This window comes from Marinobacter sp. KMM 10035 (genome assembly GCF_046537445.1).
Classification (GTDB): domain Bacteria; phylum Pseudomonadota; class Gammaproteobacteria; order Pseudomonadales; family Oleiphilaceae; genus Marinobacter; species Marinobacter sediminicola.
Window position 1 is genome coordinate 421,303 of record NZ_JBBVMG010000001.1, and the last position, 25,139, is coordinate 446,441.

Annotated in this window: 21 protein-coding genes; 8 read left to right on the forward strand and 13 right to left on the reverse strand. The window is 54.5% G+C overall.

Features of this window, described 5'->3' with window-relative positions; genetic code table 11:
• Positions 1-148 precede the first annotated feature (148 nt).
• On the reverse strand, positions 149-1,255 hold the full coding sequence (locus tag AADB16_RS01845; RefSeq protein ID WP_410801001.1) for a helix-turn-helix domain-containing protein: 1,107 nt from the start codon (positions 1,253-1,255) through the stop codon (positions 149-151).
• Between the two features lie 221 nt (positions 1,256-1,476).
• Here AADB16_RS01845 and AADB16_RS01850 point away from each other — a divergent pair, with 221 nt between their 5' ends.
• Positions 1,477-2,382: a metal-dependent hydrolase gene (locus AADB16_RS01850; protein WP_410801003.1), complete on the forward strand. Its 906-nt coding sequence runs from the start codon at positions 1,477-1,479 to the stop codon at positions 2,380-2,382.
• A 51-nt stretch (positions 2,383-2,433) separates the two neighbouring features.
• Here the strand turns inward: AADB16_RS01850 and AADB16_RS01855 are convergent, their stop codons facing one another.
• Both AADB16_RS01855 and AADB16_RS01860 read right to left on the reverse strand, forming a co-directional pair.
• Positions 2,434-3,231, reverse strand: coding sequence for a class II glutamine amidotransferase (locus tag AADB16_RS01855; protein ID WP_410801005.1), 798 nt, complete (start codon positions 3,229-3,231; stop codon positions 2,434-2,436).
• Positions 3,232-3,343: 112 nt separating this feature from the next.
• Positions 3,344-4,159 (reverse strand): SDR family NAD(P)-dependent oxidoreductase, encoded by an 816-nt coding sequence (locus tag AADB16_RS01860; protein WP_309044054.1) that lies wholly within the window; start codon positions 4,157-4,159, stop codon positions 3,344-3,346.
• 198 nt (positions 4,160-4,357) lie between these two features.
• Here AADB16_RS01860 and AADB16_RS01865 point away from each other — a divergent pair, with 198 nt between their 5' ends.
• A complete protein-coding gene (locus AADB16_RS01865) occupies positions 4,358-4,816 on the forward strand; it encodes a nodulation efficiency, NfeD-like protein (RefSeq protein WP_298451142.1) in 459 nt (152 codons plus the stop codon).
• Positions 4,817-4,818: 2 nt separating this feature from the next.
• The gene (locus AADB16_RS01870) at positions 4,819-5,853 is read left to right on the forward strand and encodes an SPFH domain-containing protein (RefSeq protein ID WP_309044055.1); all 1,035 of its coding nucleotides are present in this window, start codon (positions 4,819-4,821) and stop codon (positions 5,851-5,853) included.
• Positions 5,854-5,885: 32 nt separating this feature from the next.
• Here the strand turns inward: AADB16_RS01870 and yfbR are convergent, their stop codons facing one another.
• Together yfbR and AADB16_RS01880 are read right to left on the reverse strand one after the other, a co-directional pair.
• Positions 5,886-6,479 (reverse strand): 5'-deoxynucleotidase, encoded by a 594-nt coding sequence (gene yfbR, locus AADB16_RS01875; RefSeq protein WP_309044056.1) that lies wholly within the window; start codon positions 6,477-6,479, stop codon positions 5,886-5,888.
• Between the two features lie 44 nt (positions 6,480-6,523).
• On the reverse strand, positions 6,524-9,364 hold the full coding sequence (locus AADB16_RS01880) for a DUF748 domain-containing protein (protein WP_410801006.1): 2,841 nt from the start codon (positions 9,362-9,364) through the stop codon (positions 6,524-6,526).
• Between the two features lie 204 nt (positions 9,365-9,568).
• On the opposite strand from AADB16_RS01880, the gene pdxH reads away from it, so the two are divergent.
• The 5 genes from pdxH (at position 9,569) to AADB16_RS01905 (ending at position 14,988) form a co-directional block, all read left to right on the forward strand.
• Positions 9,569-10,204, forward strand: a complete 636-nt coding sequence (gene pdxH / locus AADB16_RS01885) for a pyridoxamine 5'-phosphate oxidase (RefSeq protein ID WP_309044228.1) — start codon at positions 9,569-9,571, stop codon at positions 10,202-10,204.
• Positions 10,173-10,961, forward strand: coding sequence for a 4'-phosphopantetheinyl transferase family protein (locus AADB16_RS01890; protein ID WP_410801007.1), 789 nt, complete (start codon positions 10,173-10,175; stop codon positions 10,959-10,961). Before pdxH ends, AADB16_RS01890 begins: the two co-directional genes overlap by 32 nt.
• Before the next feature lie 21 nt (positions 10,962-10,982).
• Positions 10,983-11,585: a DNA-3-methyladenine glycosylase I gene (locus tag AADB16_RS01895; protein ID WP_410801009.1), complete on the forward strand. Its 603-nt coding sequence runs from the start codon at positions 10,983-10,985 to the stop codon at positions 11,583-11,585.
• 460 nt (positions 11,586-12,045) lie between these two features.
• The gene (locus AADB16_RS01900; RefSeq protein WP_410801011.1) at positions 12,046-12,444 is read left to right on the forward strand and encodes a hypothetical protein; all 399 of its coding nucleotides are present in this window, start codon (positions 12,046-12,048) and stop codon (positions 12,442-12,444) included.
• A gap of 45 nt (positions 12,445-12,489) precedes the next feature.
• The gene (locus AADB16_RS01905; protein ID WP_410801013.1) at positions 12,490-14,988 is read left to right on the forward strand and encodes a hypothetical protein; all 2,499 of its coding nucleotides are present in this window, start codon (positions 12,490-12,492) and stop codon (positions 14,986-14,988) included.
• 341 nt (positions 14,989-15,329) lie between these two features.
• Here the strand turns inward: AADB16_RS01905 and AADB16_RS01910 are convergent, their stop codons facing one another.
• The 8 genes from AADB16_RS01910 to AADB16_RS01945 all read right to left on the reverse strand — a co-directional run bounded on the left by AADB16_RS01910 (position 15,330) and on the right by AADB16_RS01945 (position 24,928).
• Positions 15,330-15,659: a sigma factor gene (locus AADB16_RS01910; RefSeq protein WP_410801015.1), complete on the reverse strand. Its 330-nt coding sequence runs from the start codon at positions 15,657-15,659 to the stop codon at positions 15,330-15,332.
• Positions 15,660-15,860: 201 nt separating this feature from the next.
• A complete protein-coding gene (locus tag AADB16_RS01915) occupies positions 15,861-17,303 on the reverse strand; it encodes an aspartate kinase (protein ID WP_309044060.1) in 1,443 nt (480 codons plus the stop codon).
• 54 nt (positions 17,304-17,357) lie between these two features.
• On the reverse strand, positions 17,358-18,626 hold the full coding sequence (ectB, locus tag AADB16_RS01920) for a diaminobutyrate--2-oxoglutarate transaminase (RefSeq protein WP_298451163.1): 1,269 nt from the start codon (positions 18,624-18,626) through the stop codon (positions 17,358-17,360).
• Between the two features lie 77 nt (positions 18,627-18,703).
• Complete coding sequence (gene ectA / locus AADB16_RS01925) at positions 18,704-19,219, reverse strand: diaminobutyrate acetyltransferase (RefSeq protein WP_309044062.1); 516 nt, start codon at positions 19,217-19,219, stop codon at positions 18,704-18,706.
• 149 nt (positions 19,220-19,368) lie between these two features.
• A complete protein-coding gene (locus AADB16_RS01930; protein ID WP_410801017.1) occupies positions 19,369-20,322 on the reverse strand; it encodes a metallophosphoesterase family protein in 954 nt (317 codons plus the stop codon).
• Positions 20,319-21,725, reverse strand: a complete 1,407-nt coding sequence (locus AADB16_RS01935; RefSeq protein WP_410801019.1) for a sodium:solute symporter family transporter — start codon at positions 21,723-21,725, stop codon at positions 20,319-20,321. Before AADB16_RS01935 ends, AADB16_RS01930 begins: the two co-directional genes overlap by 4 nt.
• Positions 21,726-21,743: 18 nt before the next feature.
• Entirely contained in the window at positions 21,744-22,712 is a 969-nt protein-coding gene (locus AADB16_RS01940) for a radical SAM protein (RefSeq protein WP_410801021.1), read from the reverse strand.
• A gap of 23 nt (positions 22,713-22,735) precedes the next feature.
• Positions 22,736-24,928 carry an FAD-dependent oxidoreductase gene (locus AADB16_RS01945; RefSeq protein WP_410801022.1) on the reverse strand — a complete coding sequence of 731 codons (2,193 nt, stop codon included), beginning with the start codon at positions 24,926-24,928 and terminating at the stop codon, positions 22,736-22,738.
• Positions 24,929-25,139 lie beyond the last annotated feature (211 nt).

Here is a 25,139-nt window from a genome sequence, read left to right on the forward strand (position 1 = left end):
TTTGGTTTCGGTTCCGGGCCGGAGGGTGGCGCATATTCTCCTTGGGAAAAATAACTCGCTTCGCTCAGACATCTTTTTCCTGGCGGATAATATGCGCCACCCTCCGTCCTTCGACTCTTGCGATACCTCCAAATACTTTAGACGTTGGTCACGGCCCCAGCTCTGGTGCTGGGTCGGGGCCGCCTTCGCGGAATTCGCTGGCGGATTTCCCTGTCCATTTTTTGAAGGCTCGGCTGAAGTTGGAGAGGTCAGCGTAGCCCAGTTCGTAGGCGATTTCGCTCACGGATTGGTTGGTGTAGCGCAAGAGCTGTATGGCGCGGTCTTTGAGTACTGATTCCACGATTTCACGGTAGCTGGTTTCGCGGTCCGCCAGCCGGCGTTTCAAGGTGCGGGAGGAAACGCAGAAGCGCTCGGCCATGGCTTCCAACGAGGGCAAAGGGCCCGGCATCAGGCGCAGCATGTTGCGCACGGCCATGGCGATGTCGCCCTGTTCTTTTAGTGCTTTTTGCAGTTCAAATTCGCACTCATCGCTCGCCAGGCGGGAAGCGTCTGCATCGGCCAGCCGCATGGGCACGTCCAGCAGTGCTTTCGGGAATACCAGCATTTCATCGGGCTGGTCATACTCAAACTTTACCGGCAACTGGTCGGCAAACTGGCGGTAATAGGCAGGCTCCGCAGCACTCAGGCGCACACTGACTCCCGGCAACTTGCCGTCTTTCATGGTAAACCCACTTTTCTCTGCATCGCCACGGTCCAGCAACTGTTCAGTGAGCATCACCAAGGTTGCACAGACAGTTTCTGCCAGAAACGGATAAACGCCGGGCGCGTCGAACTCGGTGCAGAGTTTCACCAGTACCTGATCATCGGTTTCCGACTGGCTCATGGTGAGAAAAGGTATCCGCAATTGGAGGTAGCGGCGAACCGAATCCAGAGCTCCGGCCAGGGTGGGGCTGGTTAGCGCGGCGAATCCAAGCGTGCCGTGAATGGTTACCCGCAGTTCGCGAGCCAGCATAAAGCTTAAACCGTCTTTGCCGGCGAGCTTCAGGGCGCGTTCAGTCATAACCGTGGCATCTGTAACAAACACACGGCTGTCGTTGGCTTTCAGGTCTTCTGCGCTGAAATTCAGGCCCTGATAAAGCTGGCGGTCGTTATGACCAAGCTGCTGTACGGTCTGGGCCAGCACACGCAGGTATGCGCCTGGCACCAGGAATAGTCCCAGCATCTGCCGTTCTTTATCCGGCCCGGAGATCGCCATAGGTTGCCCTTGTTTGCCTAAGTGAGTACTTGCTGAAGACTCTAGCAGAAGCCCGCAGCCATGGCAGTGGGGCCGGTTGCACCTGGTGTTCCGTCGCGTTGGTCAACTTTTGTGCCGCCCTGTCCCATTTTGAATGGTGACCGGCCTGCTTTCGCATTCATCCCGGCAGTGGACTCCGACACACTGAGGCCATGTCATCAGCCAATGTGAGGAGTAGACCCATGCTGAGTACAAAAGCCGCCGAAAAGCAGGTCACCGCAGCTAACCGGGCATCGAAAACGCCGGATAACGTCAACATCAAAGCCCAGCGTATGGGGTTTGAGTTTGATGAACAGGTACCCCAGTACTGGTTGGAGGACAGCCCTTTTCTGAGTCACATGATGAATGCACTTTCCGTGCTTTTCCCGCAGGGTGAGCAGTTTTTTGTGGATTCTGTACGTGCCTATCGGGATCAGATTGACGATCCCAAACTGAAAGCCGAAGTGCGGGGATTTATCGGCCAGGAAGCCATGCACTCACTAGAGCACATGGCCATGAACCAGCATGTTCGGGATCGCGGCATGCCGGTGGATGAAATGGAAAAGCACCTGACTCTGGTACTGGACGCCACCAAACTGCTGCCAAAGCGCCACCAACTGGCCATTACCTGTGCCCTTGAGCACATGACGGCCATGATGGCGGATATGCTTCTGGAGCGTGACGATGTGCGTGAGGGCATGCACGAAACCATGCGCCCACTCTGGGCATGGCACGCTATCGAGGAAACCGAGCACAAGGCGGTGGCTTACGATGTGTTTCAGGAAGTTGGGGGCACCTACGCCGAAAGAACCTTTTATCTGGTGTTCAGCACAGCGGCACTAGGGGTCATGGCCTCTTATTTCACCGGCCGACTGATGCTGAACGATCCCAAAGGCTTCTCGATTACCGATACCGCCAAAGGCCTGTGGCGTACATGGGGCAAAAATGGCACCTTCTCAAGCCTGGTTCCGGTCTGGCTCAGTTACTTCAAGCCGGGGTACCACCCATGGGATCACGACAACAGCGAGCTAATCGCACGTTTCAAGGAGGAGATCCAGTCTTTTATAGCGCCTCAGTACCAAGGTGGGAATCGCAAAACCCTGCAGTAATTCAAGGATGCAAACACGCAGGCTGGCCATGTAGAGCCGGCCTGCCCAGTTTCAAGCCCCCGCGCTCTGCGCGTTCGCTGCAATGCCTTTGGCTTCCACTATCCCTTTCCGCCACAGCCGCCATTCACCGGGTTGGTAAACATCCCATTTCTCATCGCTGGTCAGGGGCTCGGTTACAATCACGCTGACGATATCGTTCGGGGTGGTTTCTGATTCGAAATCCACAATCACGTCGGCATCCTTTAACCTCGCGGGGCCAAAAGGTGCGCGACGGGTGATGCTGGCCATTTTGGTGCTGCAGTAGGTGAACAGCCAATCGCCGTTACTCAGCAGTAAGTTGAAAACGCCTTGCTCCGCATACCCCTGCGACAGCTCTACCAAGTGTTCTGTAATAACCTCAACCGGTTCATCCCGGTCACATTGCTTACGCAGGTGGTTGAGAATATCGCAGAACAGGGCCTCGCTGTCTGTGTCGCCAACCGGCTCGTAGAAACCCGATGATGGCCGGAACTCGGAGAGCTGGCCGTTGTGGGCAAAAACCCAGTAGCGACCCCAGAGTTCGCGCTTGAACGGGTGAGTATTGGCCAGACAAATGTCACCGACATTGGCCTGACGGATATGGCAAATAGCCACTTCGCTTTTGATAGGGTGGGTCTGCACCACTTCGGCAAGCCGGGAGTTTGAACTGGCATCCACATCGTGAAAGGCCCTCACACCTTTGCCCTCGTAAAAAGCGACACCCCAGCCGTCCTTGTGAGGGCCGGTGTCGCCACCTCTGCGGGTCAGGCCGGTGAAGCTGAAGCAAAGATCGGTGGGGGTGTTGGCACTCATGGCCAGTAGTTCGCACATAACGGGATGCGGCTCCGTGCAGGATGGGGGGTTCCAGTTGAAGGATACCGCACTTGGGCGGGTATGCCAGCAGCCGGCATACCCGCCTTTCTTCACAATCCGATAATAGCGATCAGATAATCAGCTTGTTGCGGGTGAAGCGTTCCACCAGTGGCTGGTAGGCAGACCCCAGCAACCGATTAATGACATCGATACCCCAGGCATCTGGCCCGACCAGAATGCGGGATTCGTTTTTGAGAATGCCTTTAACAATGGTTTCGGCCGCTTTTTCCGGCGTGGTCATGGCTATTTGGTCGAACCCTTTACGCAACTCTGTCGCGCTTTCCAGCCTGCTCATGCGCGCAGAATTGGCAATATTGGTACGAATACCGCCCGGGTGCACACAACTTACAGCCACTGGCTGCTTCTCCATTCTCATTTCCTGACGCAAGGATTCTGTAAAGCCACGAACCGCAAATTTCGCTGCGTTGTAGGCGCTTTGCGTAGGTACGCCGATCAGGCCAAACACACTGGAGATGTTCACTACATGGCCATCACCCGACGCAATCAGATGGGGCAGGAAGGCTCTTGTGCCGTGGGCGACACCCCAGAAGTCGATATCCATGATCCACTCGAAGTCTTCATCAGACATCTCTCTCACCGTTGCAGAGAGTGCTACGCCAGCGTTGTTGATAATCACATTAACCTGGCCGAAATCTTTCACTACCTCCGCTGCATGGGCGTATATCGCGTCTCTGTCGCCAACATCCAACCGGTAGGTTTTAACCTCCGAACCCGTCAGGCCGGCGGCGGTTTCAGCAAGGCCTTCCTCGTTAACATCAGACAGCGCCAGCCTGCAGCCCCGCACTGCCAATGCCTTGGCGAGAGCCCGACCGATACCGGAGCCTGCTCCGGTGATTACCGCTACCTTGTTTTTCAGATCTTTCATGGGCATTGCGCTCTTGTTGTGTGTTGTGCTGCTTAAAGAAGATACTCTAACAACTGCCTCTGAACAGCATATGGCCTTGAATTTCTGTGTTCACGACGCCCGGGCCACTCGGACTCAGCCCCCGCTTTTGGGTACAATCCACTTACCGGGAGTTCAATCTCGCGGATTTCTTTCACCCTGAACCTGCGGACTTTCTGTATGGAATGGAGTCTTACACATTTTTGGCTGATTCTGGCCCTTGCATTGGGCCTGGCTGAGTTGACGTCCGGCGTGCTGTTGCTGCTGGCATTGGCTATTGCTGCTGGCCTGACCGCTGTGCTCGCCTATGTCGGCATGTCGTTCGAATGGCAACTGGTCGGTATGGGCATGTTCTCGGGCCTGCTGGTGCCAATCGCTATCCGCTGGATCCGCCCACGGTTTTCCCCAAAAGGCGTGGCCTATGGGACAACTGGCACAGGCGTCGAACAGGGAGAGCGCTATCGCACCCTGAAACGGGATTTTGATGGCGCTACGGGTATCAAGATCAACGGCGACTTTTATCGCTTGAAAGATGACAATACCGGCGCCACCGATTTCCCTGAGGGAACCGAAGTTATTTTCAGTCAGTTTGATGGCACAACCGCCATTGTTCACACAGCCACACACAAGGAACAGTAAGTATGGAAGCGTTTATTACACCCGGGCTGATCATCAGCCTCATTGTTGTCGCCATCGGCATTTTCATCATTGCCAAAGGGCTAGTGATCATCCGTCAGTCAGAAGTGATGGTTATTGAGCGTCTGGGCTCTTTCAACCGGGTTCTGGAAAGTGGTGTAAACATCATTATTCCCTTTGTCGAGCGCCCCCGCCCCATCACCATGATCCGCTACATGCGCATGGGCGAGGAATACCACCCGATGATGACTGACGAAACCCGCATCGACCGCCGGGAAACCGTGATGGACTTCCCCGGCCAGCCAGTGGTGACCACCGATAACGTGACCGTGAAGATCAATGGCGCGCTCTATTACCAGATCATCGACCCCCGCCGTGCGGTATACGAAGTGGCCAACATGAGCCAGGCGGTGGAAGTATTGGCTAAAACCACCTTGCGTTCAGTAGTGGGCAAAATGGAACTGGATAAACTGTTCGAATCCCGCGCTGAGGTGAACAACGCCATTCAGGCCGAGATGGAAGAAGCGGCCTCAAAGTGGGGCGTAAAGCTGACTCGGGTAGAGGTTCAGGACATCAGCATGCCGGAAGAAGTTGAAGAGGCCATGCGCCTGCAAATGGCCGCCGAGCGTAAACGCCGGGCCACGGTAACCGAGGCAGAAGGTGAAAAGTCAGCCGCTATTGCCAAGGCCCAGGGCCAGCGTGAATCTGCCATTCTTAACGCCCAGGGCGACAAGGAATCTGCCATTTTGCGTGCTCAGGGTGAGCAGGAATCCATTCGCCTGGTACTGAGCGCCATGGGTGACTCTGAAGACAACAAGCAAACCGTTATCGGCTACCTGCTGGGCCAGAGTTACATCAAGGTTTTGCCGAACATGGCAAAAGACGGCGAGCGGGTGTTTGTGCCCTACGAGTCTTCTGCTCTGTTGGGCTCCATGGGCATGTTCCGGGAACTGGCTGGCAGCCCGGAAGACGCTGTCCGCCAATCGCTGCAGAAAGATGGCCTGCGTGGCGGCTTGGTGGGCGGCGCCAGCAACGCCTGATTTTCTGGCACGTAAACGGACAACCTCTGGGCTCAGCCCAGCAGGTTGTCCAGAGGCTCTTCGTAACTGGGTGCGAACACTTCCATAAAGTAGGTCACTTCCGGCAACCTTTCCTGCACAAGTCTCTCTCGGATTTGCTTCTCCGCAGGCTCAAACTCGCGGTTACCCGCTCGCACCTCTGCTTGGCATTTCAGCCAGGCTGACAGGCGGTCTGCTGCTTTGATCAGTTCACGATCCTCCTCTGGTAATCGGGACTCCTGAAGGTAGGGCGCAAAGTCCTCACGCAGGTCTTCCGGTAACAATGCCAGCAGCTCCGCTTCTGCTTTATGCTCAATATCACCAAAGGCCTCTCGCATAACCTTGGAGTGGTACTTTATGGGCGTGGGCATATCGCCGGTTATAACCTCTGTTGCATCGTGGTACAGCGCCGCAGCGGCAATCTTGTCGGCATTCACCTGCCCGCCAAAGTGCCGGTTGCGAATCAGCGCCAAAGCGTGGGCCAACGTAGCCACTTCCCAGGAGTGAGTCGCTACGTTTTCTTCTATAGCGTTGCGCATCAACCCCCAACGCTTAATCCAGCGCAAGCGGGAAACGTATGCAAAGAAATGACTGCTGGCCTTAGGCACGAGCTGTGTTCCTTTTGAATGCTGTTATGTGCTTCATGAATGTCTTAGCGGGAATCCAGAGTAAACCCAACGATAACCTTGCCACCTTCCGATACCGTCGCATCACGGGAAGGCTCGAGCAAAAACAACTGCTTGGCTGGCACATCGTGGGTGTCTCGCAGTATATCCATCAATACACCAGCGCGGGCGCTGGCGAGATTATTCAGCGTTTCAGGCGCCAGTGATCGCTCGCCCGCAAGATACGCCTCGCGGGCCTCTTCCCAGGCCTGTTCTGTCAGTTCGACGCTTTGGTTTGCTGCCAGCTCTTCACGCAGAAGCACCAGGCCATCAACGTTGGGTGAAACACCACCGCGCACGTTCAGCAGCAGATTCGGCCGATCAAGCAAGGCGTTGCCCAAAGCCGCCAGCTTTTCAGCCTCACCCGGGGCCAGCCTGTTGGTGCCCGGCTCAAAACCTATCTGCCCCAGTTCTTCGCCACTCAAGCCCGCAAGCTCGGCAATGGAGCCCAGCATACTGAACGGCGATGTTGCCGCTTTCGCCAGCAAATTCACAAAGGTGCGCATCACCACCTGGCCCACTCTGAAATCCGGGCTGCTCATATCGCCGCTGATGGGCAAGTTCACCTCAATGACACCATTGTTGTCCCGCATCAGCGCCAGTCCCAATTTCACTGGTGCATTCACGGCGTCTTCACTGGCAATAGCCTGTCCCAACCCAAGGCGATCCATAACCACCCGGTTCGATGCGTTTATCTGGCTGCCGGTAATCTCATAATCAAGGTCCAGTTCCAGCTTGCCGCTGTCGATGCTATAGCCCAGATACCGCCCCAGATAAGGCGTAAGTGCAGGCAAGGAGAAGTCCTTCATCACCAGTGTTAGGTTGTTGGTTTCTTCAGCTCCAAGAGTGCCGATCGTGCCATCAAGCTCCATACTCGCACTGCCTCCTACTCGCCCTTTCAGGCTAATCTTGCCCTGCTGGGGCGACACATTACTAAGGCCGGAAACAGTGCCATTAAGCTGGTCAATTGAGGTTGTAAAGGCCGGCTTCAACGTGCGATCTGTATAGTCGAGTGCGCCTTGTTCAAGCACCAACTGGCCAATACGGAAAATAAGCCCGGCCTCATCCGTGGCTTCTGGCTGAGCTGGCTCGGCCGCATTATCCGTTTCAGAATCCCGGCTGATCCGGGCAAGGTTATGAATGTTATCGGTGTTGCGTACCAGATTAATCGACGGCTCGGCGAGGGTCACCGTGCCAATTTCAAGCCGCGCCGGATGTACGTTGTACTCAATGGGGGCCAGGCGTAGCGTCTTCCATGAAACAAGACGTTCCTTACTGCCCGGCAATTGAAGGTTCAACGCGGAAACCTCAGCAGTGCCACTGAAGGTGCCGGTTAAAGGCTCCTGTTGACCATCCAGATCAAGATTTCCATCCAGCCCCAATGTGCCGTCTGCAATTGCGAGATTGGCCGATTGCTGTAAATAGGGCTCAAACGCAGCCAGAAGAATGCCTGAGCCGGCGATGGCGGCCTCCAACGTAAATGGCTCAGGGGTCAGCTGGCCCTTAACGGATAGCTTGCCCCCACTGCCCAGAGTCGCCTGTAGCTCATACGGCACCTGATCTTCCATCTCGCTGTTTATGCTTCCGATAGATAGCGACAGCGGTTCAAGTTCAAGTTCCGCTGGCGATGCGGGCTGCAAATCCTGCCAGAGCACTCGGCCATCAGACACATCGATGCCCGCAAGCGACCAGCGAAACGGCCGCTGCGTTTCCGCTGGTGCGGGCTCGCCTGATTTGGAGGCGCTCTCCTCGTTGCCCGCCTCATTCTGTTCGGAAAATGCTGCAAGCGAGGCAATCCAGTCAATTTCTCCCCGGTTGTTCCGCGCCAGCGCAATATCCGGCTGCGCCAGAGAGATTTTCCCAACTTGGGCTTCACGAGCCCGGAGATCAAACCCGATATCCTCGATGGCGATTGAGGCTGTACTCAAACGGGCCTGTTCAGCCTGCTTATCTGGCGCAACTGCAAGATCTTCCACCAACACCCGGCCATTCGTGGTGACAAGTTGCAGCGTATCCCCTGCTTGCAACTGGTAATCGGAACCCACAGTTACTTTACCTCCGAGTAAACCGTAGGGCAGGTAGGGTGTCAGGAAGTGCCCGAGTGTTTTGTGGTCGACCCCTGAAACAGCAAGATTCCCGCTGGAATAAAGTGGCGTAATGCTCAGATTGCCTTGCCACTCAATCGTCTGGTCACCTATGGCTGCCTGCAGATGGTAGTCGCTGTTGCGATCATCACGCTGCCAGGTGGCCAGATCACTCAAGGTAAGATCCAGCGGCAGAATGCGGAACTCTGCCATTTCTGGCTGAGTGAAATCCCGGAACAGCAACTCACCGCCGTTGATGGTGAGCTGTTGAAAGTAAATCGAGGGAGGCGACTGGCCATCCTCTGGCTCAGCGGGCTCTTCAAGCGCCTCCTTTTCTCTTGCGCTGGCCGCCTGAAAGTCCCGGGCGAAATTCACGCTGTAATCGTCAAGCAAATCCAGCCGGATGAACGGCTCATCCAGCTCAATCGCCTCAAACCCGACAATACCGCGAAGCAACTCAAAGAAATTCAGGTTGATATACAGCCGATCAAATCCCACGACCTTCTGGTTATCACTGTCCTGGGCCGAAAGATTCAGGGCCTCAACGCTCAATGCAAACGGGTTACTGTTGATATCACCCACCTCTGCCTGCCAGCTCATGTGTTGTTCCAGCTGATCCGGCAAAGCTCGCTTTAACCACCAGGGCAACACCAGAAAGCCCGCCAAGCTATACAACAGGATGAACACAAGCGCGACGATAATCAGAATTCCGGGAAGGCGACTGCGCTGTCGGCTTTCAGCCACGTTTTTCTCCTTTGAGACGAGGGGGGGCTAGAGCAAATAATCTTTCACAAGGATAGTCCGGAGAACGCCTGTTTGTCAGCCATTGTGCAGCAACCGCTGACACGGGAAACCGAACTCTATATCCTGATAGCTCTTACCAAGCATGGTTTGCAGTCAGTTTTTTACACGTCTTTTGTGGTTTTCAGTGATCGAGAGGGGGCATTTATGGACATCAGCGATATGCGTCGCGATTTTGAAAGTGAAGGACTCGATCATGAAGCCCTGAACAATGACCCTGTGCAACAGTTCGAAGCCTGGTTCGGAGACGCGCGCGATGCTGGTATTCTTGAGCCCAACGCCATGTCACTGGCCACTTCGGGTGCCGACCACATGCCCGATTTGCGCACAGTGCTGCTGAAGTACTTTGATAGCCGCGGTTTTGTGTTCTATACCAATTATGAAAGCCGGAAAGCCCACGAAATTGCCGAGAACCCGCGGGCGGCGCTACTGTTTCCCTGGATTGGCCTGAATCGCCAGGTACGAATTCAAGGCAAGGTAGAGAAGGTCAGTAAAGCCGAATCCCTCAAGTACTTTGCCTCGCGCCCGAGAGGCAGCCAGATTGGCGCCTGGGTTTCCGAGCAGAGCAAGGCCATCACGTCACGAGGGCTACTTGAGCAGAAAGTGGCGGAAATGAAACGCAAATTCAGCGAAGGCGAGGTGCCACTGCCCGGCTTTTGGGGTGGCTACCGCGTTGTACCTGATCGCATCGAGTTCTGGCAAGGCCGCCCCAGCCGCCTTCACGATCGGTTCGAATACGTGAGGGAAGGCGATGGCTGGCTCATCCAACGACTCCAACCCTGATTCCGGAAAGGCTCTGCAAAAGCCCACCATAAAATTGTGCCATCAGACGGGGCAAATGCCCGGCGCTGCACCGATTTGGCTGACAGCCCATGAACTTGACCGGTTCGCTCAGCTCAGTGGTAATCGCGCGGCTGAGTTTCTTACCAGCCGGTGGTTGATCCGCCAGGCTTTAAGCAAGGCAGGTTCTATGGAGCCGGACCTGTGTTGCCCGGTGGAAGGCCGCCCAACGGCCGCTGCCTGCCCGGCAGGTTGGCACCTCTCTCTGAGTCATAGCCATGGGCTGTCTGCCTGCGCGACTCAATACGGCTCGCCAGTAGGTATAGACATCGAGCCCAGCAAACGGCATCCGCAATGGCAAAAGGTGGTTAAACGCTGGTTCTCCCCGGTTGAACAGGAATGGCTGTTTCAGGAAGATGATTCCCAGGCATTCCTTCAAGCCTGGACGCTGAAAGAAGCCTGGTTAAAGGCCACTGGCCGTGGCATTGCGGGCAATCTTCAAACACTGGAGGTGCGCAGGAATTTTGAGCTTTACGGCGACCAGCCAGACGGCCTCTGGCAGGCCTGTGTGTTTTATACAGAGGGGTTCTTGTGCACACTGGTGTACAGACAAAACGCAGATGGTGAGGGTGGTTCATGGCCAAGGATCACACTGCTGGAACCGCCCCTTGATGATTACAGCCTGAGCTCAGCACAGGCACTGGATACGCACTGGGAGCCCATGTTTCATCGCAAGATTCAGGCAAAGCCACAGCAATAATACCGACTGAAGGGCCGTAGCATGGCAGTTTCGCAGGAATACCAAACACCCCCGGAGCGCTGCTCATGGTGCGGTACCGATCCGCTTTACGTTCACTACCACGACACAGTATGGGGGCGCCCGGAATACGACGACCTGGCGCTGTTCGAAAAACTTTGCCTGGATGGCCAGCAGGCAGGCCTGAGCTGGATAACCATACTGCGCAAACAGGAAAGCTATCGGGCTGCCTATGATGACTTCGTTCCGGAAAAAATCATTCAGTACGATGATGCCAAGGTGTCGGAACTCTTGACGAATCCAGGCATTGTACGAAACAGGCTGAAAGTGCAGTCGATCATCAAAAACGCCAAAGGCTTTTTGAAACTGCAGCAAGAAGGCACAGGGTTTTCAGAGTTTCTCTGGTCGTTCGTAGGCAACAAGCCCATTCAGAACCAGTGGTCCAGCTTTGCTGAGGTACCCGTTACTACGCCGGAATCCGAGGCTATGTCGAAGGCGCTAAAACGCGCAGGCTTCACATTTGTAGGCCCAACCATTGTTTATGCCTTCATGCAGGCCACCGGTATGGTCAACGACCACATGGTGTACTGCCCGCAACACGCCCAGTGCCATTCACTGGCGGAATGACCTTAAAAGTCCACGACCTCGTAAGTTCTGAAGTTTCAGATATCCCGGAGCCTTGGCGAAAAGCATGACTTCAGTAGCAAGACTGGCAATCTTTGTTGGAATAGCAGGATTAATACCCTTCATTGCCTGGGTTGCGGCCATTTGCAATGTCACAATACAGTGTTTCCCTGCTGAACTATTTTTACCTCTACAGCCGTTTTAAAACCGTCCGTGGAAACGGGGTAGAACCCAAGTGATGAGTAACTACATCTAACACATCGCCGAAACACCGCTATCCCACCCCCACGGCCGGCCTGCCAAAAGTTGGCGAACCCGCCATGCTTTGTCTATAGTTTTCTTGTCTGCCAAGTCATCGAGTTCTCTTAAGGAAGTGAGAATCGCATTTCGACGCGCGGCCAGACATTTCCACCCCCTGACGTACGCAAGCAGCTCCAACGAATCAGCACAAGGAAACACTGTGATGGCCGCCTGGTACCACGTCTATATCAAAAATTCGACGACTTATGATTTTGTTTATATGGGAGGCCGTGTTGATGCCGCGAGTAACTTCGGCAACGGCAAATGGAACAGGCACCCCCATGACATCAAATCCCAGCTGGGTGCGCCCGACCAACATACCTATGCGTTTGACTGCAAGGGAACAGATGGCTGCCAGGGGAGTGCGAGTTTTGCCATTCTGGACCCAGAGGCGGACGAAAAAATCGGTACTCTGAGCCTGAACTGGCTCGTTCGGGGCATCGGTTCGAGTAGCGCTTCAGCTTCCGTAGACAGTGAAGCGGTTCGTATCACGCGAGATGAGCGGAATGACGAGGGATACGAAGAAGTCATTCACTACGTAGAGGTCAAACAGGGTATATAGGCCTCGCGACGCCCGCCTTGCAAATACTGAGAAAGGATCTGGCACGTGAATGAAACTACCAGCTTTGATTTCAGGCCCGGTCTGGATGGGCTCAATGGTAAGCCAGAATCGGCGCCGTTGGTGTCGTCCTCTTCATTCCCTGAACTGCTTTACCATGGGTTTGTCCCTGTGGCCTATGACGTTCCGCAGGCCTCGATAGCGGATCCGGCCAATGAGTCAATAGATGACACCGTACCCGCAGGCGCACAGGTTTCTGCGAACGCTGACCTGGCCTCTGACGTTCCAGATAGACAGGCGAAAATTGAAGCGTTACTGGATGAAGTCCGCCAGTTTGAAGCTGCGATCAAATCCGGGGAAACATCCTACACCGAACATGTTCGGCATCTGGAGCGTCTGGAGAAAGAACTAAACCACCGCAAGACGGATCGCATTGCCAGCAAGCAGCCCGAGGAGTACGCGGGTTACCTGAAGAAGATTCGCGAGGATTACACTGCAGAGCTGAAGCACCTGGTCGAAGAGCAGACACCGGCCCCTCCGGTGAAAGAAGACGGTCCACAGCAGGGTGAGCCGACTGGCCCGCCAAAGCCGAAACCGGGCCCTGTTGCAGTGCCGCCTCAAACCGCGTCACCGTCTGATTTCCTGAAGCCAGCCACATCGTCGACCGCCCAGGGCGGCATGTTGGGGTACGGTGTTCTGACTACCTATCGCCAGGACTGGAAAAAACTGGGCGTATGCCTGGGCCGGCTGATCAGCACCATCTGTCTTGCCCCGGGAGAGGTGACCCGTCTGGCGATTATCGACTGGCAGCGAAAATCAGCCGGGACGAGCCACGAAGCCATCGATCAAACCGACACCGCTGAGGAGTTTTCTGACCAATCCAGGCAGATTGATGAAATCAAAGCCGGCACCGCCAGCCGAATTCAGGAAGCAAACAGCAACAATACCCAGATCGGCAGTAACACTACCGTGAGCGCCGGAGTAAGCAACCCTACCTGGAATGCCGGGTTGAAAAGCTCACTAAATGTCAGTCATGGAGTGCAGGCTTCCTACGCATCGGCAACGTCTGATCTTAACGCCAGCGGCAGCAACCGAGTTGATCAGATTACCCGTGAACTGACGCAAACCCAGCGTTCAAAGCGCGCGACTATTGTTAAAGAAGTCACGCAATCCGAGGCCGAGCGGTTATCCACCCGCGTGGTGGCCAACTATAACCAGCGGCACTCGCTAAACCTGCAATACTTTGAAATTCTGCAGAAGTATCAGATTACTACGCAAAGCGAGACAGGCAAGGGCTGCGTGTTTGTGCCCATCCAGCCACTCAACTTTAACGCAAAGGCCGTTCGAATCGCCTTCGCACCACAGCTGTTTTCGATGTTTCAGGAAGATCCAACGCTAGCCGAGCGAACCGCTGATCTGGTCCAGTTTCTCTATGGCGGTGAAACAGAGCAGGATGATCTGATAAAAGGCATTCAGGAGGCCATCTCCAGCGATGAAACCTTTATCACAGAGCATCAGGAAGAGCTGGATAAGCTCGCCGGCATTCTTAACAAACTGGACGATCTACGCCTGAAGATTAATACCCGCTCCTCGTTACAGGAAACGCTTGCAACGCTTAAGCCCGTCATCGCATCGGGAGATTATCGCGAGCTGATTGCCAGCCTGGGGAGTGGTCACACCGTCGATTACTACACCTCAGCGGTCCTCAAGCTTCGAGAGAAGTACGAGATTGCCAGCAAAGATATTGTCCGCGCGATCGATGACAGGCGCCTTATTTTTCAGGCTCGCAGGCGGCGGCTGCGTAATCAGCAGGTATCCATCCAGACCATTTTTGCCATGAATGCCGGGTACTTCACTCAGCAGATCATCATGCGGCTGGATCCGACCGAGTTGTTTCGCTTTCTGAGTGCGGTTAGCGTCACCGAAGCAGGGTCGCAAAGTGCTTCCTCTCTGGCAGACCTGGGAGTTCAGCCTGTGCCCGTGGGCTATTCGGGCAATATGATCGCTTTCCTGTTCAAATCCCCTGTAGAGAAGGCCAGTGAAACGATCAGCAAGGTGACCCAACGGTTGCTCGGCCTGCCTGGCAATCAATCTGGCTCAGCAACTGAAACCAGCGTGATCACGTTGCCCACCTCTGGTGTGTTTATGGAAGCGGTTCTTGGAGCCTCCATGGCCGCGGAGAACACGGAAACCGAGTACAAGGATTGGCGACACCACGAACACACCATTCCGATTCTGCCACCGGATATTGACGGTCTGGCCTCAAGAGATCGCAACCAGGAAACCTTCACCCTGGAAGAGGCGGGCTTTGGTGCGCAGATGCATTCTATGCGTCAGCGTGCGTTGGACAGCATTTCGAGCCTGACGGATTTTGTCTCCCAGCTCGATGCCCGGCCGTCTCTGCCAAACCAAAATACCACCGCTGCTCCCGCGACCGAGGAGCCCGACGACGAGCCCGAAGCAACGACCAAAGCGCCTGACGGCGGAGAGGGCGAGGGCAAAGGCGATGGGGATGGGGATGGGGATGGTATCGAAACCATCGATTGACGACGTTTCATGGGAGGAAGAGAGCTATGGCCACACACCTTAAGTGTTACAAAGACCCAACTGGTGAATACCTGAACAAGCTGAAAGTCTCTGCCAAGAATGGTACTTTCTTTGGCGGTATGAAGAACTATACAAATATGACGGTGTTCGACAACCAATATGCCAAGGATGGAGACACGGGCGGAGCGCATCCGGACTGGGCCCTTTTCTGGCTAAAATGCTATTCCAAGAACAACGTAAACGGCAAAAAAGTGTACTTGGACGCCTATAAGAAAAAGTATGAGGAATGGAAAAACGGGCGCCGCGTGGAGCAGGCACGCCAGCAACATACACCGTATGTGCTAACCGGCGTTGTCGGCGATGGAACCGTCAATCAACCGCCAACGGTTTACCTCTATGAGGGCTATCAGGGAGCTCAGGCGAAATGCCGGCTCTGGAAATTTACTCCCTAGATTTGGTTGATTCGTGACTTGTTGGATCTGGAGGTTGCCGATTTCGGCCACCACGTTCTCCGGCGCATGAACCAGGCGCACACCCCGTTGCAGGCAGCGCTTTACCTCTTCACTGATCCACCAATAGGCATAGATGGAAAAACGGAAGCCCTTGGTAGGATCAAATCGCTCAGCACCTTTAATCAAACCCACATTGGCATCCTGAATCAGATCAGACATGGGTATGCATTGCTGCGACAGGCGTTTGCGAGATGGAAGGCACGACGGCACTTGGATGAAAATGCACAAGCATCACCAAGGCTGCCGATAACAGCGCGGAAGGTTTGAGGGGTGTCGTCGGGCGGATACGTCCTCATGCCAAAGATGGATTCATCACAAGGCGCCCACACCTTGCAACGAACCCATCCTGGTTTTCAGTATTCAGGCGGCAACAATCGCATAACCATGGTTGTGAGGCTCAACCAACGCACCGTGCAGCGCAATGATCGCTTTTTCGTAGTTGTCTTCATCCACCACAAACTGAAGATCCACCTGGCGCATGCACTGGTGCATGGCCAGCACGTTGATCTTCTCTTCAGCTAGGGCTTTGACAGACCGCACAAGAATGTCCGGTATTTTAATATCACTGCCAATCGCTGAAACAACCGCTACTTTGCGGGTGCTGATTTCACCGTTTGGAAACTCGTCTTTTAACGCACTCACGACACGCTTAACGTGCTTGAGCGTGCTTCCCACGTAATGGGTAATGGTGTTGGCGTTAGTGTCCTTGGCCATAAAGCGCACTTTGAACCGGCTCAGGATATCCAGGATACGGCGGTCAGAACCCGGCTCTCCCTGCATGTCTTGGTCGAACACCTCAATAGCGAACACACCCTTGGCGCCGGCGATGATCTCTACCTGCGGCTTTTCACTGACGTAATCACCGGTGATCAAGGTGCCAGTATGCTCCGGCTCAAAGGTATTCATTACCCGCAGCGGAATCTCCGCCTGGCGCAGGCCTTTACCGGCGCGGGGGTGAATGGCCTCCATACCCAGGTTTGCCAGCTGGTCAGCCACGTCGTAGTTGGTGCGTCCCAATGGAACCACTTTATCGGCGCCCACAATGTTGGGATCGGCCGAGCTCAGGTGATATTCCTTGTGAATGATCGCCTCGCGCGCGTCGGTCATTACCGCAACCCGGCTAAACGTCATTTCACTGTAGCCTCGGTCAAAGGTGCGCATCAGGCCTTCTTTGCACTGGGCGTAGCCGGTCACAATGGGCAACTCACGGCTTAAATCTACCGCATCGAATGCCTGTTTCAGTTTCTCATCCAGCGGCAGCAATTCGGTATCGCGCCAGCCAGTAAGATCCACAAAACGAGCATTAATCCCTTCTTGCTGAAGCTTCAGGGTGGTGTTGAACGCACTGTGGGCTTCACCTATGCCCGCGAGCATTTCCCTCACGGTCAACAAATGCTCTTCCAGCTGAAACTGGCCATAGGAACACAGGCGCTGCAGGTCTATCAGGCAGCCACGAACCCCTTCAATGCGGTCGGTAATGAACTGATCCGCCTGCTGTTTGAGCATAGGGTCTTCAAACAGCTCACCGTTAATATCGGTGATGAACTTGATCAACTGGGTAAGGTCATCGCCCCAGGCCCAATCCGATTCGGCATCGGCGAACAACGCATACACGCCTGGCTCGCCGGTTTTTTTGTGCTCCAGCAACTCGTTGGTTACGCCACCGTAGGCAGACACCACGAAAATACGTTGATAAAGATCTTCTTTATTGCGGTCGCCAACAATAATGTTGTCGCGCACCGCTTCGTAGTTGCTCATTGAAGTACCGCCGATTTTTTCGACGGTATGTAATTGGCTTGTCATAGTCCTACCCTGGCTTACCGTGCAGTGTAAATGTCCTGGTTAACAACAGGCGTCTTAAGACGCCTTGCTCATACTTTCCTGCATGATTTCATCCACACTCTTTGCCAGCAATTCAGCACCCAGCTTCAGGTCATCCTTGCTGGTGGTCAGCGGCATCAGGCACTTGATCACCTCATCATTCGGGCCGCTGGTCTCAATGATCAAGCCGTGCTCAAACGCACGCTTGGTGACCGGTCCGGTGATGTCAGCATTGGTCGCTTCAATGCCACGCATCAAACCACGTCCTTTCATTTTGAACTCACCCGGATACTTATCGCAAATGGCCTGTAGCGCATCGCCAAGCACCTGGGTTTTTTCCTTCACTTCGTTGGCAAAGCTGTCATCTTTCCAATAGGTCTCAATGGCAGCACGGGCCGTAACAAACGCCATGTTGTTGCCACGGAAGGTGCCGTTGTGCTCACCGGAACTCCAAATATCCAGTTCAGGCTTGAACAGCACCAGTGCCATGGGCAGGCCGTAGCCGCTCAGAGACTTGGATACAGTAACGATATCCGGCGTGATGCCAGCAAACTCAAAGCTGAAGAACTCACCAGTGCGACCATTACCCGCCTGGATGTCGTCCAGAATCAGCAGCATGTCATGCTTCTTACACAGCGCTTCCAAGCCCTTCAGCCATTCGGCGCGTGCCGCGTTCAAACCACCTTCACCCTGAACGGCCTCAACAATAACGGCAGCCGGCACCTCAACACCCGAAGAGCCATCCGACAGCAGTTTGTCCATAATGGCCAGGCTATCTACGTCTTCACCCAGGTAGCCATCGTAGAACATAAAGTCCACATTGCTCAGGGGCGCGCCAACACCACCGCGATGGTGCTTGTTACCGGTTGCAGCAACGGCACCCATGGTTACGCCGTGGAAACCATTGGTGAACGAAATAATGCCAGTACGGCCTTTTACCTTACGGGCCAGTTTCAGAGCAGCTTCCACACAGTTAGTGCCTGTGGGGCCGGTGAACTGCATTTTGTAATCCAGCCCACGGGGGTCAAGAATGTACTTTTTATAGGCTTCCATGAAGCCTTGCTTGGCGGTAGTGAACATATCCAGCCCCTGGCTCACGCCGTCGGACTCGATGTACTCAAGCAGCGCTTTTTTCAGCGTATCGTTATTATGGCCGTAGTTCAGTGAACCGGCACCAGCCAGAAAATCCAGGTACTGCTTGCCGTCTTCAGTGTAAAGATGCGCGTTCTTGGCGCGGTTAAAGATCACTGGAAAGGCACGGCTGTATACGCGTACTTCGGATTCAGTAGACTTGAAAATTTCCATAGTGTTACCTCATTGCCTTACGGCATGTTTATGCAGAATTTTTAAACGATCGTTCTGATGCTTTGACGTGCGGGCACTCAGGGATTGCTGGTAAACGGCCCGATGCGCAACAGAAACTCGGAATCGTGCTTGCCGCCAAAATGGATGCCCTTCTCGAAATGCTCATGGTGCTCAATGTCTGCGCCCATATCTCGCGCAAAAGAGCGGAACAATGCCCATGAAGCTTCGTTATCGGCGGTGATCGTGGTTTCCATGTGGGTCACGTTTTTGCACGCTTCCCTGGACACGATCTCTTTCAACATTCGTTTGGCCAAGCCTTGCCCACGGCCCTTTTCATGAACGGCAACCTGCCATACGAAAACGGTTTCGGGTTTTTGGGGAGGGGTATAACCGGAGATAAAACCAACCAGATCGCCGTCTTTCTCCGCAGCTACGCCTGTATCGGCAAAATCGCTGCACTGCAGGAGGTTGCAGTAAATGGAGTTGGCGTCCAGTGGAGGGCACTCTGCTACCAACTGGTGGAGCCTGAAGCCATCATCCTTTGTCGGTTTGCGAAGGGTGATGGCGGTGGTATTCGATCCTTCAGAAGTCATAACTTAAGTGGTTCGCTATTAAAATTAAGCGTTAAATTATATAGACCACAAAATATATTTCAAGTCGAGCCGGGGAGTTACACCCCGGAAAACCCTTATACCCACCCCAAGGATAGCCCAAATTACCGCTTTCGCCAGCGCAGGAAAGATTATGGTGACAAGGGGAAAACAAGATCAGAGGGGCTTAATGAAGCGCCTTCAAGGAGACGTTGTCTATATGAGATTGCGGCCGACGAGCCCGCAGGCCAGAGCTGATCGAACTGCTCCACCCACGCACTGACATTATAATTTACAGGCATCAAATCCAGGTGCAACCCGGCCACTGAAACCAAGCCTTCCACAGGCCCCAAAGTTGATGCGGTGCGACTTATGCGAGTGATCAACCCTCTTGCGTCCCCGCTCAGGTTGCCCATACCAGATGAGCCGTTATTAGCCACTGCACAAAGCCTTCCCTGAACCAGTCCAGACCAAAGCACAGGAAGGCATGTATGGGTAGAGACCATCACATCTGCGCCGGATTCCCGGAACCACTCTTCAAGACGATGTTCATTGCCGGCAGCAAAGGATTCATGGGCCAACCCCCAACCCGCCAAAGACTCCGGATCACCATGCAAGACCAAAACCTTTAGTCCTCCAAACATCAAGCATTGATATCTGGGAAGGGCAGCCAACTGCTGCTGAATATCCGGGTGCGATCCGGCGGTTTTTTGTAGCCTCGACATAATCTCATTGGAGCGCTCAACCACATCCTGACTTACAAACTCAGGGTAGGCACAGCCGCATCCGGCACCGCTATTCGGAGTTGCCAGCTCATAATCCACATTGCCCAAAATGGCCGTGTGGCTCAATACCCGGCAGTTGATATCGCGGAACAGCTCATCACTGGCGTTAAACCAGTTGAAATCGCCGTTGAACACCAGCTTTACGCTGCGCCCTTGCCGCTCTTCCGCAAGGGCCATGTTCTCAATTTCATCCAACGCAAACGGATTGCCGTAGAGCCCGCCAATTACATAAATAACGTCTTCAGCCACCGGCACAGGGTCGGCACACAAAGCAGCGGGCTGATAGCGATACGCCAGAGGGCAACTGCGGCCTTCCGTCATCGCGCTTCTCCGGCCGCCAAAGTTTTCCCGGCCAGCAGGCGCACCGCCAACGGCAGGAAGAAGCCCGCGGTGCATATCAGGAACCCATAGGCGTTAACGCCCAACAGCGTGGCGTACTTGCCATCCCCAATCGCCCAGCTCGCCGGAATAAGCCCCGCTGCCAGAAAAACGCCTAGCCCGAGGCCTGTCCAGAAACTGAGATGAAAACTCCACGGCGACCAGCGAGTGAATCCATAAAACAAAAACACCGGCGCCAGCCCCATCACCATAGTGCCGGAAACGGTCGTGGCCTTGAGAATATCCGTGCCAGCGAACATCGGCAGGTTGCCGATCACCGCAAACACGATCATCACCACCGCACCCGCACGCATGCTCGGCAGCCGGTCTTTCGCCCCTTGCACCAACCGAGGCAAATCCACCGCCAGTGATTTCGCCAACGAGGTAAACGTGGAATCCAGCGTAGAGCCCGCAGACGTCATCATCACCACACTCATGAAAAACAACGCTGTTAGCCCCAATGACTGCCCGACAGCTACCGGTGCATTGCCTATGGCCTCAATGCCGTTAAGGCGAGCGTGAACACCCACCAGACTGAACAAAAACACCGCCACAAAGCCCAGCAAGCCTGCCACTACAAAGCTCTTGAGCATGGTTTTTTCTTTATTCACAAAGGCTCGATCAGTAAGCACCGGATCGTGAAACGGATAGCTGAACATCTGCAACAGGGCCACAAGCAACAGATCGAAGCCCGCATTCAACCGGAACTCGCCCTCGCTCAGCAAAGCGGAAGAATCGTTGGCCGGGATAATCATGAACAGCACCGCCCCCAGGAAAAACACAAACACGAACGTTTGAATCACATCCGTAAAAATCGAAGACCGCAGCCCGCCCTTCAGGCTGTAGGCCAGCGTAAACGCCGTGAACACCATGGCCGCAAGGTAATACCCCAACTCCCCTGGAAGCCCGAAGTAACCACCCACAACCGCCGTATTGCTCCAAACCTCGTTATACAACCGAATCAGAATAGCCGCCGCAAACGCCAAGCCCGCAAAACGCCCAAACCGCGACGTAAGAAAATCCTGCAAGCTCCGCGCACCCGTCTGCGTACGAATCAGATAAATCACATACCCGGCCACCGGAATCGAAAGCCAGTAACTGGCATAAGCCAGCCCACCAACCACCCCGTAATCCGCCCCCAGATTCGCCGCATTGGTCACCGACTTGGCAAAAATCCAACTGATAAAAATACTGGCCGTAAGCGACCACTGACTAACCGGATTACCCTGATCATCAGCGCCCTTGTAGAACGACTCCGAGTTCCTGCTTTTCGGCGACAGCACATACATAACCACGCCATAAACCAGCAAAAATCCCCAAAAAAGGGCGGCTTCTGTGATATTCACTGTTTGTTATTTCCTCGTTTAACCCGGCGCAGAACAACTAGCCCCATACCGATAACAGGAAAAACACCGATGATGCCGCAACATAACCCGCTCCCCCATGCTCTCGGCCAGAGACCCACCCAAATCATACTCAGGATCATCATCCACCAGCGTGCACGCATAAACCCGCACCGAATCGCCCTTCTTCACCAGCATCCGGGTATAAGTGCACATGAAATGAGCGCGGCTCTGAGGCGTTGGATATTTCTCCATACACCCCTCAGTAATCTCAGGACTACCATCCTCAGAACCCGGCGTACCCAAGTCTGGAAACGCCGTGAACGCCAGATTCTCCGGAATTTTCCATTCCCGGAAAATCTCGTGGAAAGCCGCCTCCACCTCTGCCGGCACCTCACCTGCATCAGTCTGGCGAGCAACAGACACCTTGAAACCCTGCTCAATCAGCCAGTGAATCCCCTCCAGCGCCTGATCAAAACTTCCCTCGCCGCGATCCTTGTCGTGACGAGCACGATCAGGAAAATCCAGGCTCACACGGAAATGAATCGGGTAGGGGTTCTCCAGCAACGGCAATACCTGATGCCGACGCTTCAGTAACGGCTCAGTGGCATTGGTCAGCACAAAACAGGGCCGGTGCTGACTGGCGTAATTGAGAATGTTCACAAAGTCGCGAATCACGAACGGCTCGCCACCGGTGAAAGAAAACTGCTCCACACCCATATCAATGGCTTCGTGGATGAACAGCTTCACATCGCTCAGCTTCATACCAGGAATACGGCCATCACCGGGATGACTGCCCTCCAGGCAGAACGGGCAAGCCAGGTTGCAGGCCGTACCCGTGTGAATCCACAGCTCTTTCAGTTTCTCTGCATCAATGTAACCCCGAGGATCACCATTGCGGGTGTGAGTCCAGCTGTCATGGGCTCTGGGCGCCAGCACTTCTACCGCGGGGATACGTTGCCTGGCAGGCTTTGTTTCAATCAGGGGCATGGATGCTCCTTGGTGCTGTGACACTATGGCGTCACGTTTGAAGTGTCGGGCAGGCGGCGCTGATTTTTGCCACGCCGCCAGCCGTGTAATTTTTCCAACAGTTTGAGAACGCCTTCAGGCGCATTCGCACGCTTCCACTCACCGGCAGCGTACTTAGCCGATTCGTTCCAGGTGGGGTAGGGATGAATCGTGCCCAAGATCTTGTTCAGGCCCAGGCCGTGTTTCATGGCCAGGGTAAATTCCGCCAGAATTTCAGCGGCATGGGAGCCGACTACCACAGCGCCAAGAATCTTGTCCTTGCCCGGCGGCGTAAGCACTTTGATAAAGCCGTAGTCTTCGCTGTCGGTAATCGCCCGGTCGAGATCGTCCAGGCCGTAACGGGTTAACTTGTAAGCCACACCACGCTCTTTCGCTTCTGCCTCGCTGAGCCCCACACGGGCCACTTCCGGCGAGGTGAAGGTAACCCAGGGCATAACCCTGTAATCCACCTTGAAGCGCTTGAACTGCCCAAACAAACCGTTTACTGCCGCATACCACGCCTGATGGGCTGCCGCGTGGGTAAACTGATAAGGCCCAGCCACATCGCCACAGGCGAATACGTTGGGATATCGCAGGCTCATGTCGTCTTCCACAGCCACCGCACCGTTGGGCAGAGGCTCCACGCCAATCCGCTCCAGATTCAGGCCAGCGGTGTTTGCAGTGCGGCCTACAGCCACAAGCACCTGATCGAATGGAATACGCACCCGCTCGCCCTTGTGATCGCAGTAAGCAACTTTTTCACGACCCTCCATACGGAACTCCACAGCGGCATGGTTCAGGCGTAGATCAATACCGTCTGCCTCAAACTGCTGCTTGATCAGGGCAGAAACATCTCCGTCCTCTTTAACCAACAAGCGGTCGCCACGCTGAACCTGAATAACCTTGGTGCCCAAGCGCACAAAAGCATGAGCAAGCTCAGAACCAATAGGCCCACCACCCAGAATCAGCAACCGCTCCGGCTTTTCCTCCAGATCCCACAGCGTGTCTGAGGTCAGTGGGCTCATATCCTCAAGCCCGGGGATAGGAGGCATGGCCGGTTTACCGCCCGTGGCAACCACTATACTGCGTGCCGTAAGGCGCTCGGTGCGGCCATCGTTGTGCTTTATTTCCAGCTCCCAGGGGGAGATAAAACTCGCTTCACCGAAAATACAGTCCACGCCCAACTTCTGATACCGCTCGGGGGAATCGTGTGGCTCAACTTTGGCAATCACATCTTTAACCCGACCCATAATGTTCTTGAAAGAGCCTTTCACAGGCACAGATTCCAGCCCGTAACGATTAGCATGGCGCATCGTATCGGCAGCTTTGGCACTGCGGATCAACGCTTTAGACGGAACACAGCCGGTATTGAGGCAATCGCCACCCAGTTTGTGCTTTTCAATCAGCGCCACCTTGGCTTTTACTGCGGCGGCAATATAAGCCGTCACCAAACCCGCCGAACCACCACCAATCACCAGCATGTTGTAATCAAAGGATTCCGGCTTTTGCCAGCCAGAGTAAACCCGGCGGCGGCGAATAAAGCCCACCACAAACTTGGCAACCAGCGGGAAAATGCCCAGCAGGGCAAAAGAGAATAGAAGCCCTGCAGAAACAATGTCAGATGTGGACTGTATCTGCCCCAATTGGGTTCCAGCATTCACATAGATGAACGTACCCGGCAGCATGGCTGCCCAACTCACTAGCGCGTAGGTACGCAGCTTCATGGACGTAAGACCCATGGCCAGATTGATCAGGAAAAACGGAAAAACAGGGACAAGCCGCAAGGTGGCCAGATAGAAGGCGCCGTCTTTTTCCACGCCACGATCCATCTTGGCCACAGTTTCACGGTAGCGGGAACGCAGGGTGTCTCGCATCAGGAATCTTGCAACGAGAAAGGCGAGAGACGCTCCAATAGTAGATGCCACTGATACAGCCACAAGCCCGTAAACATTGCCAAAAAACGCACCGCCAGCGAGCGTCATTATCACAGCGCCAGGCAGCGAAAGTGCCGTTACCACCACATAGATAGCCGTGTAACCTGCCACCGCCAACAGAAGGTTGGCGTCAATCCACTCAGCCAGGCTTGCCTGGTGGGATTGGAGGTTCGCCAGGGTTAGCAGCTTGTGGCCGTCCAGCCCTACAAAAAGGCTGATAACGGCCACAATGACCAGGATCAGTATCAGCTTGCTTCGATTCATGTTTAAGCCTGTTAAAAGTGTATAAAACAATTCGTTGTTATTACCCAGACACTATCACTGACTGAATGTTACAAGGTGAACAAGCTGATTTTTTTCGCAACCGTTCAAAAGTGACGGAACTTTTCTGGCAACTGAAACACTATAGAGCATGCACAATCGATCATTTCGGGTTCATATTTCAGCATTCCAGCCGCTTGACGAGTGGCGCACA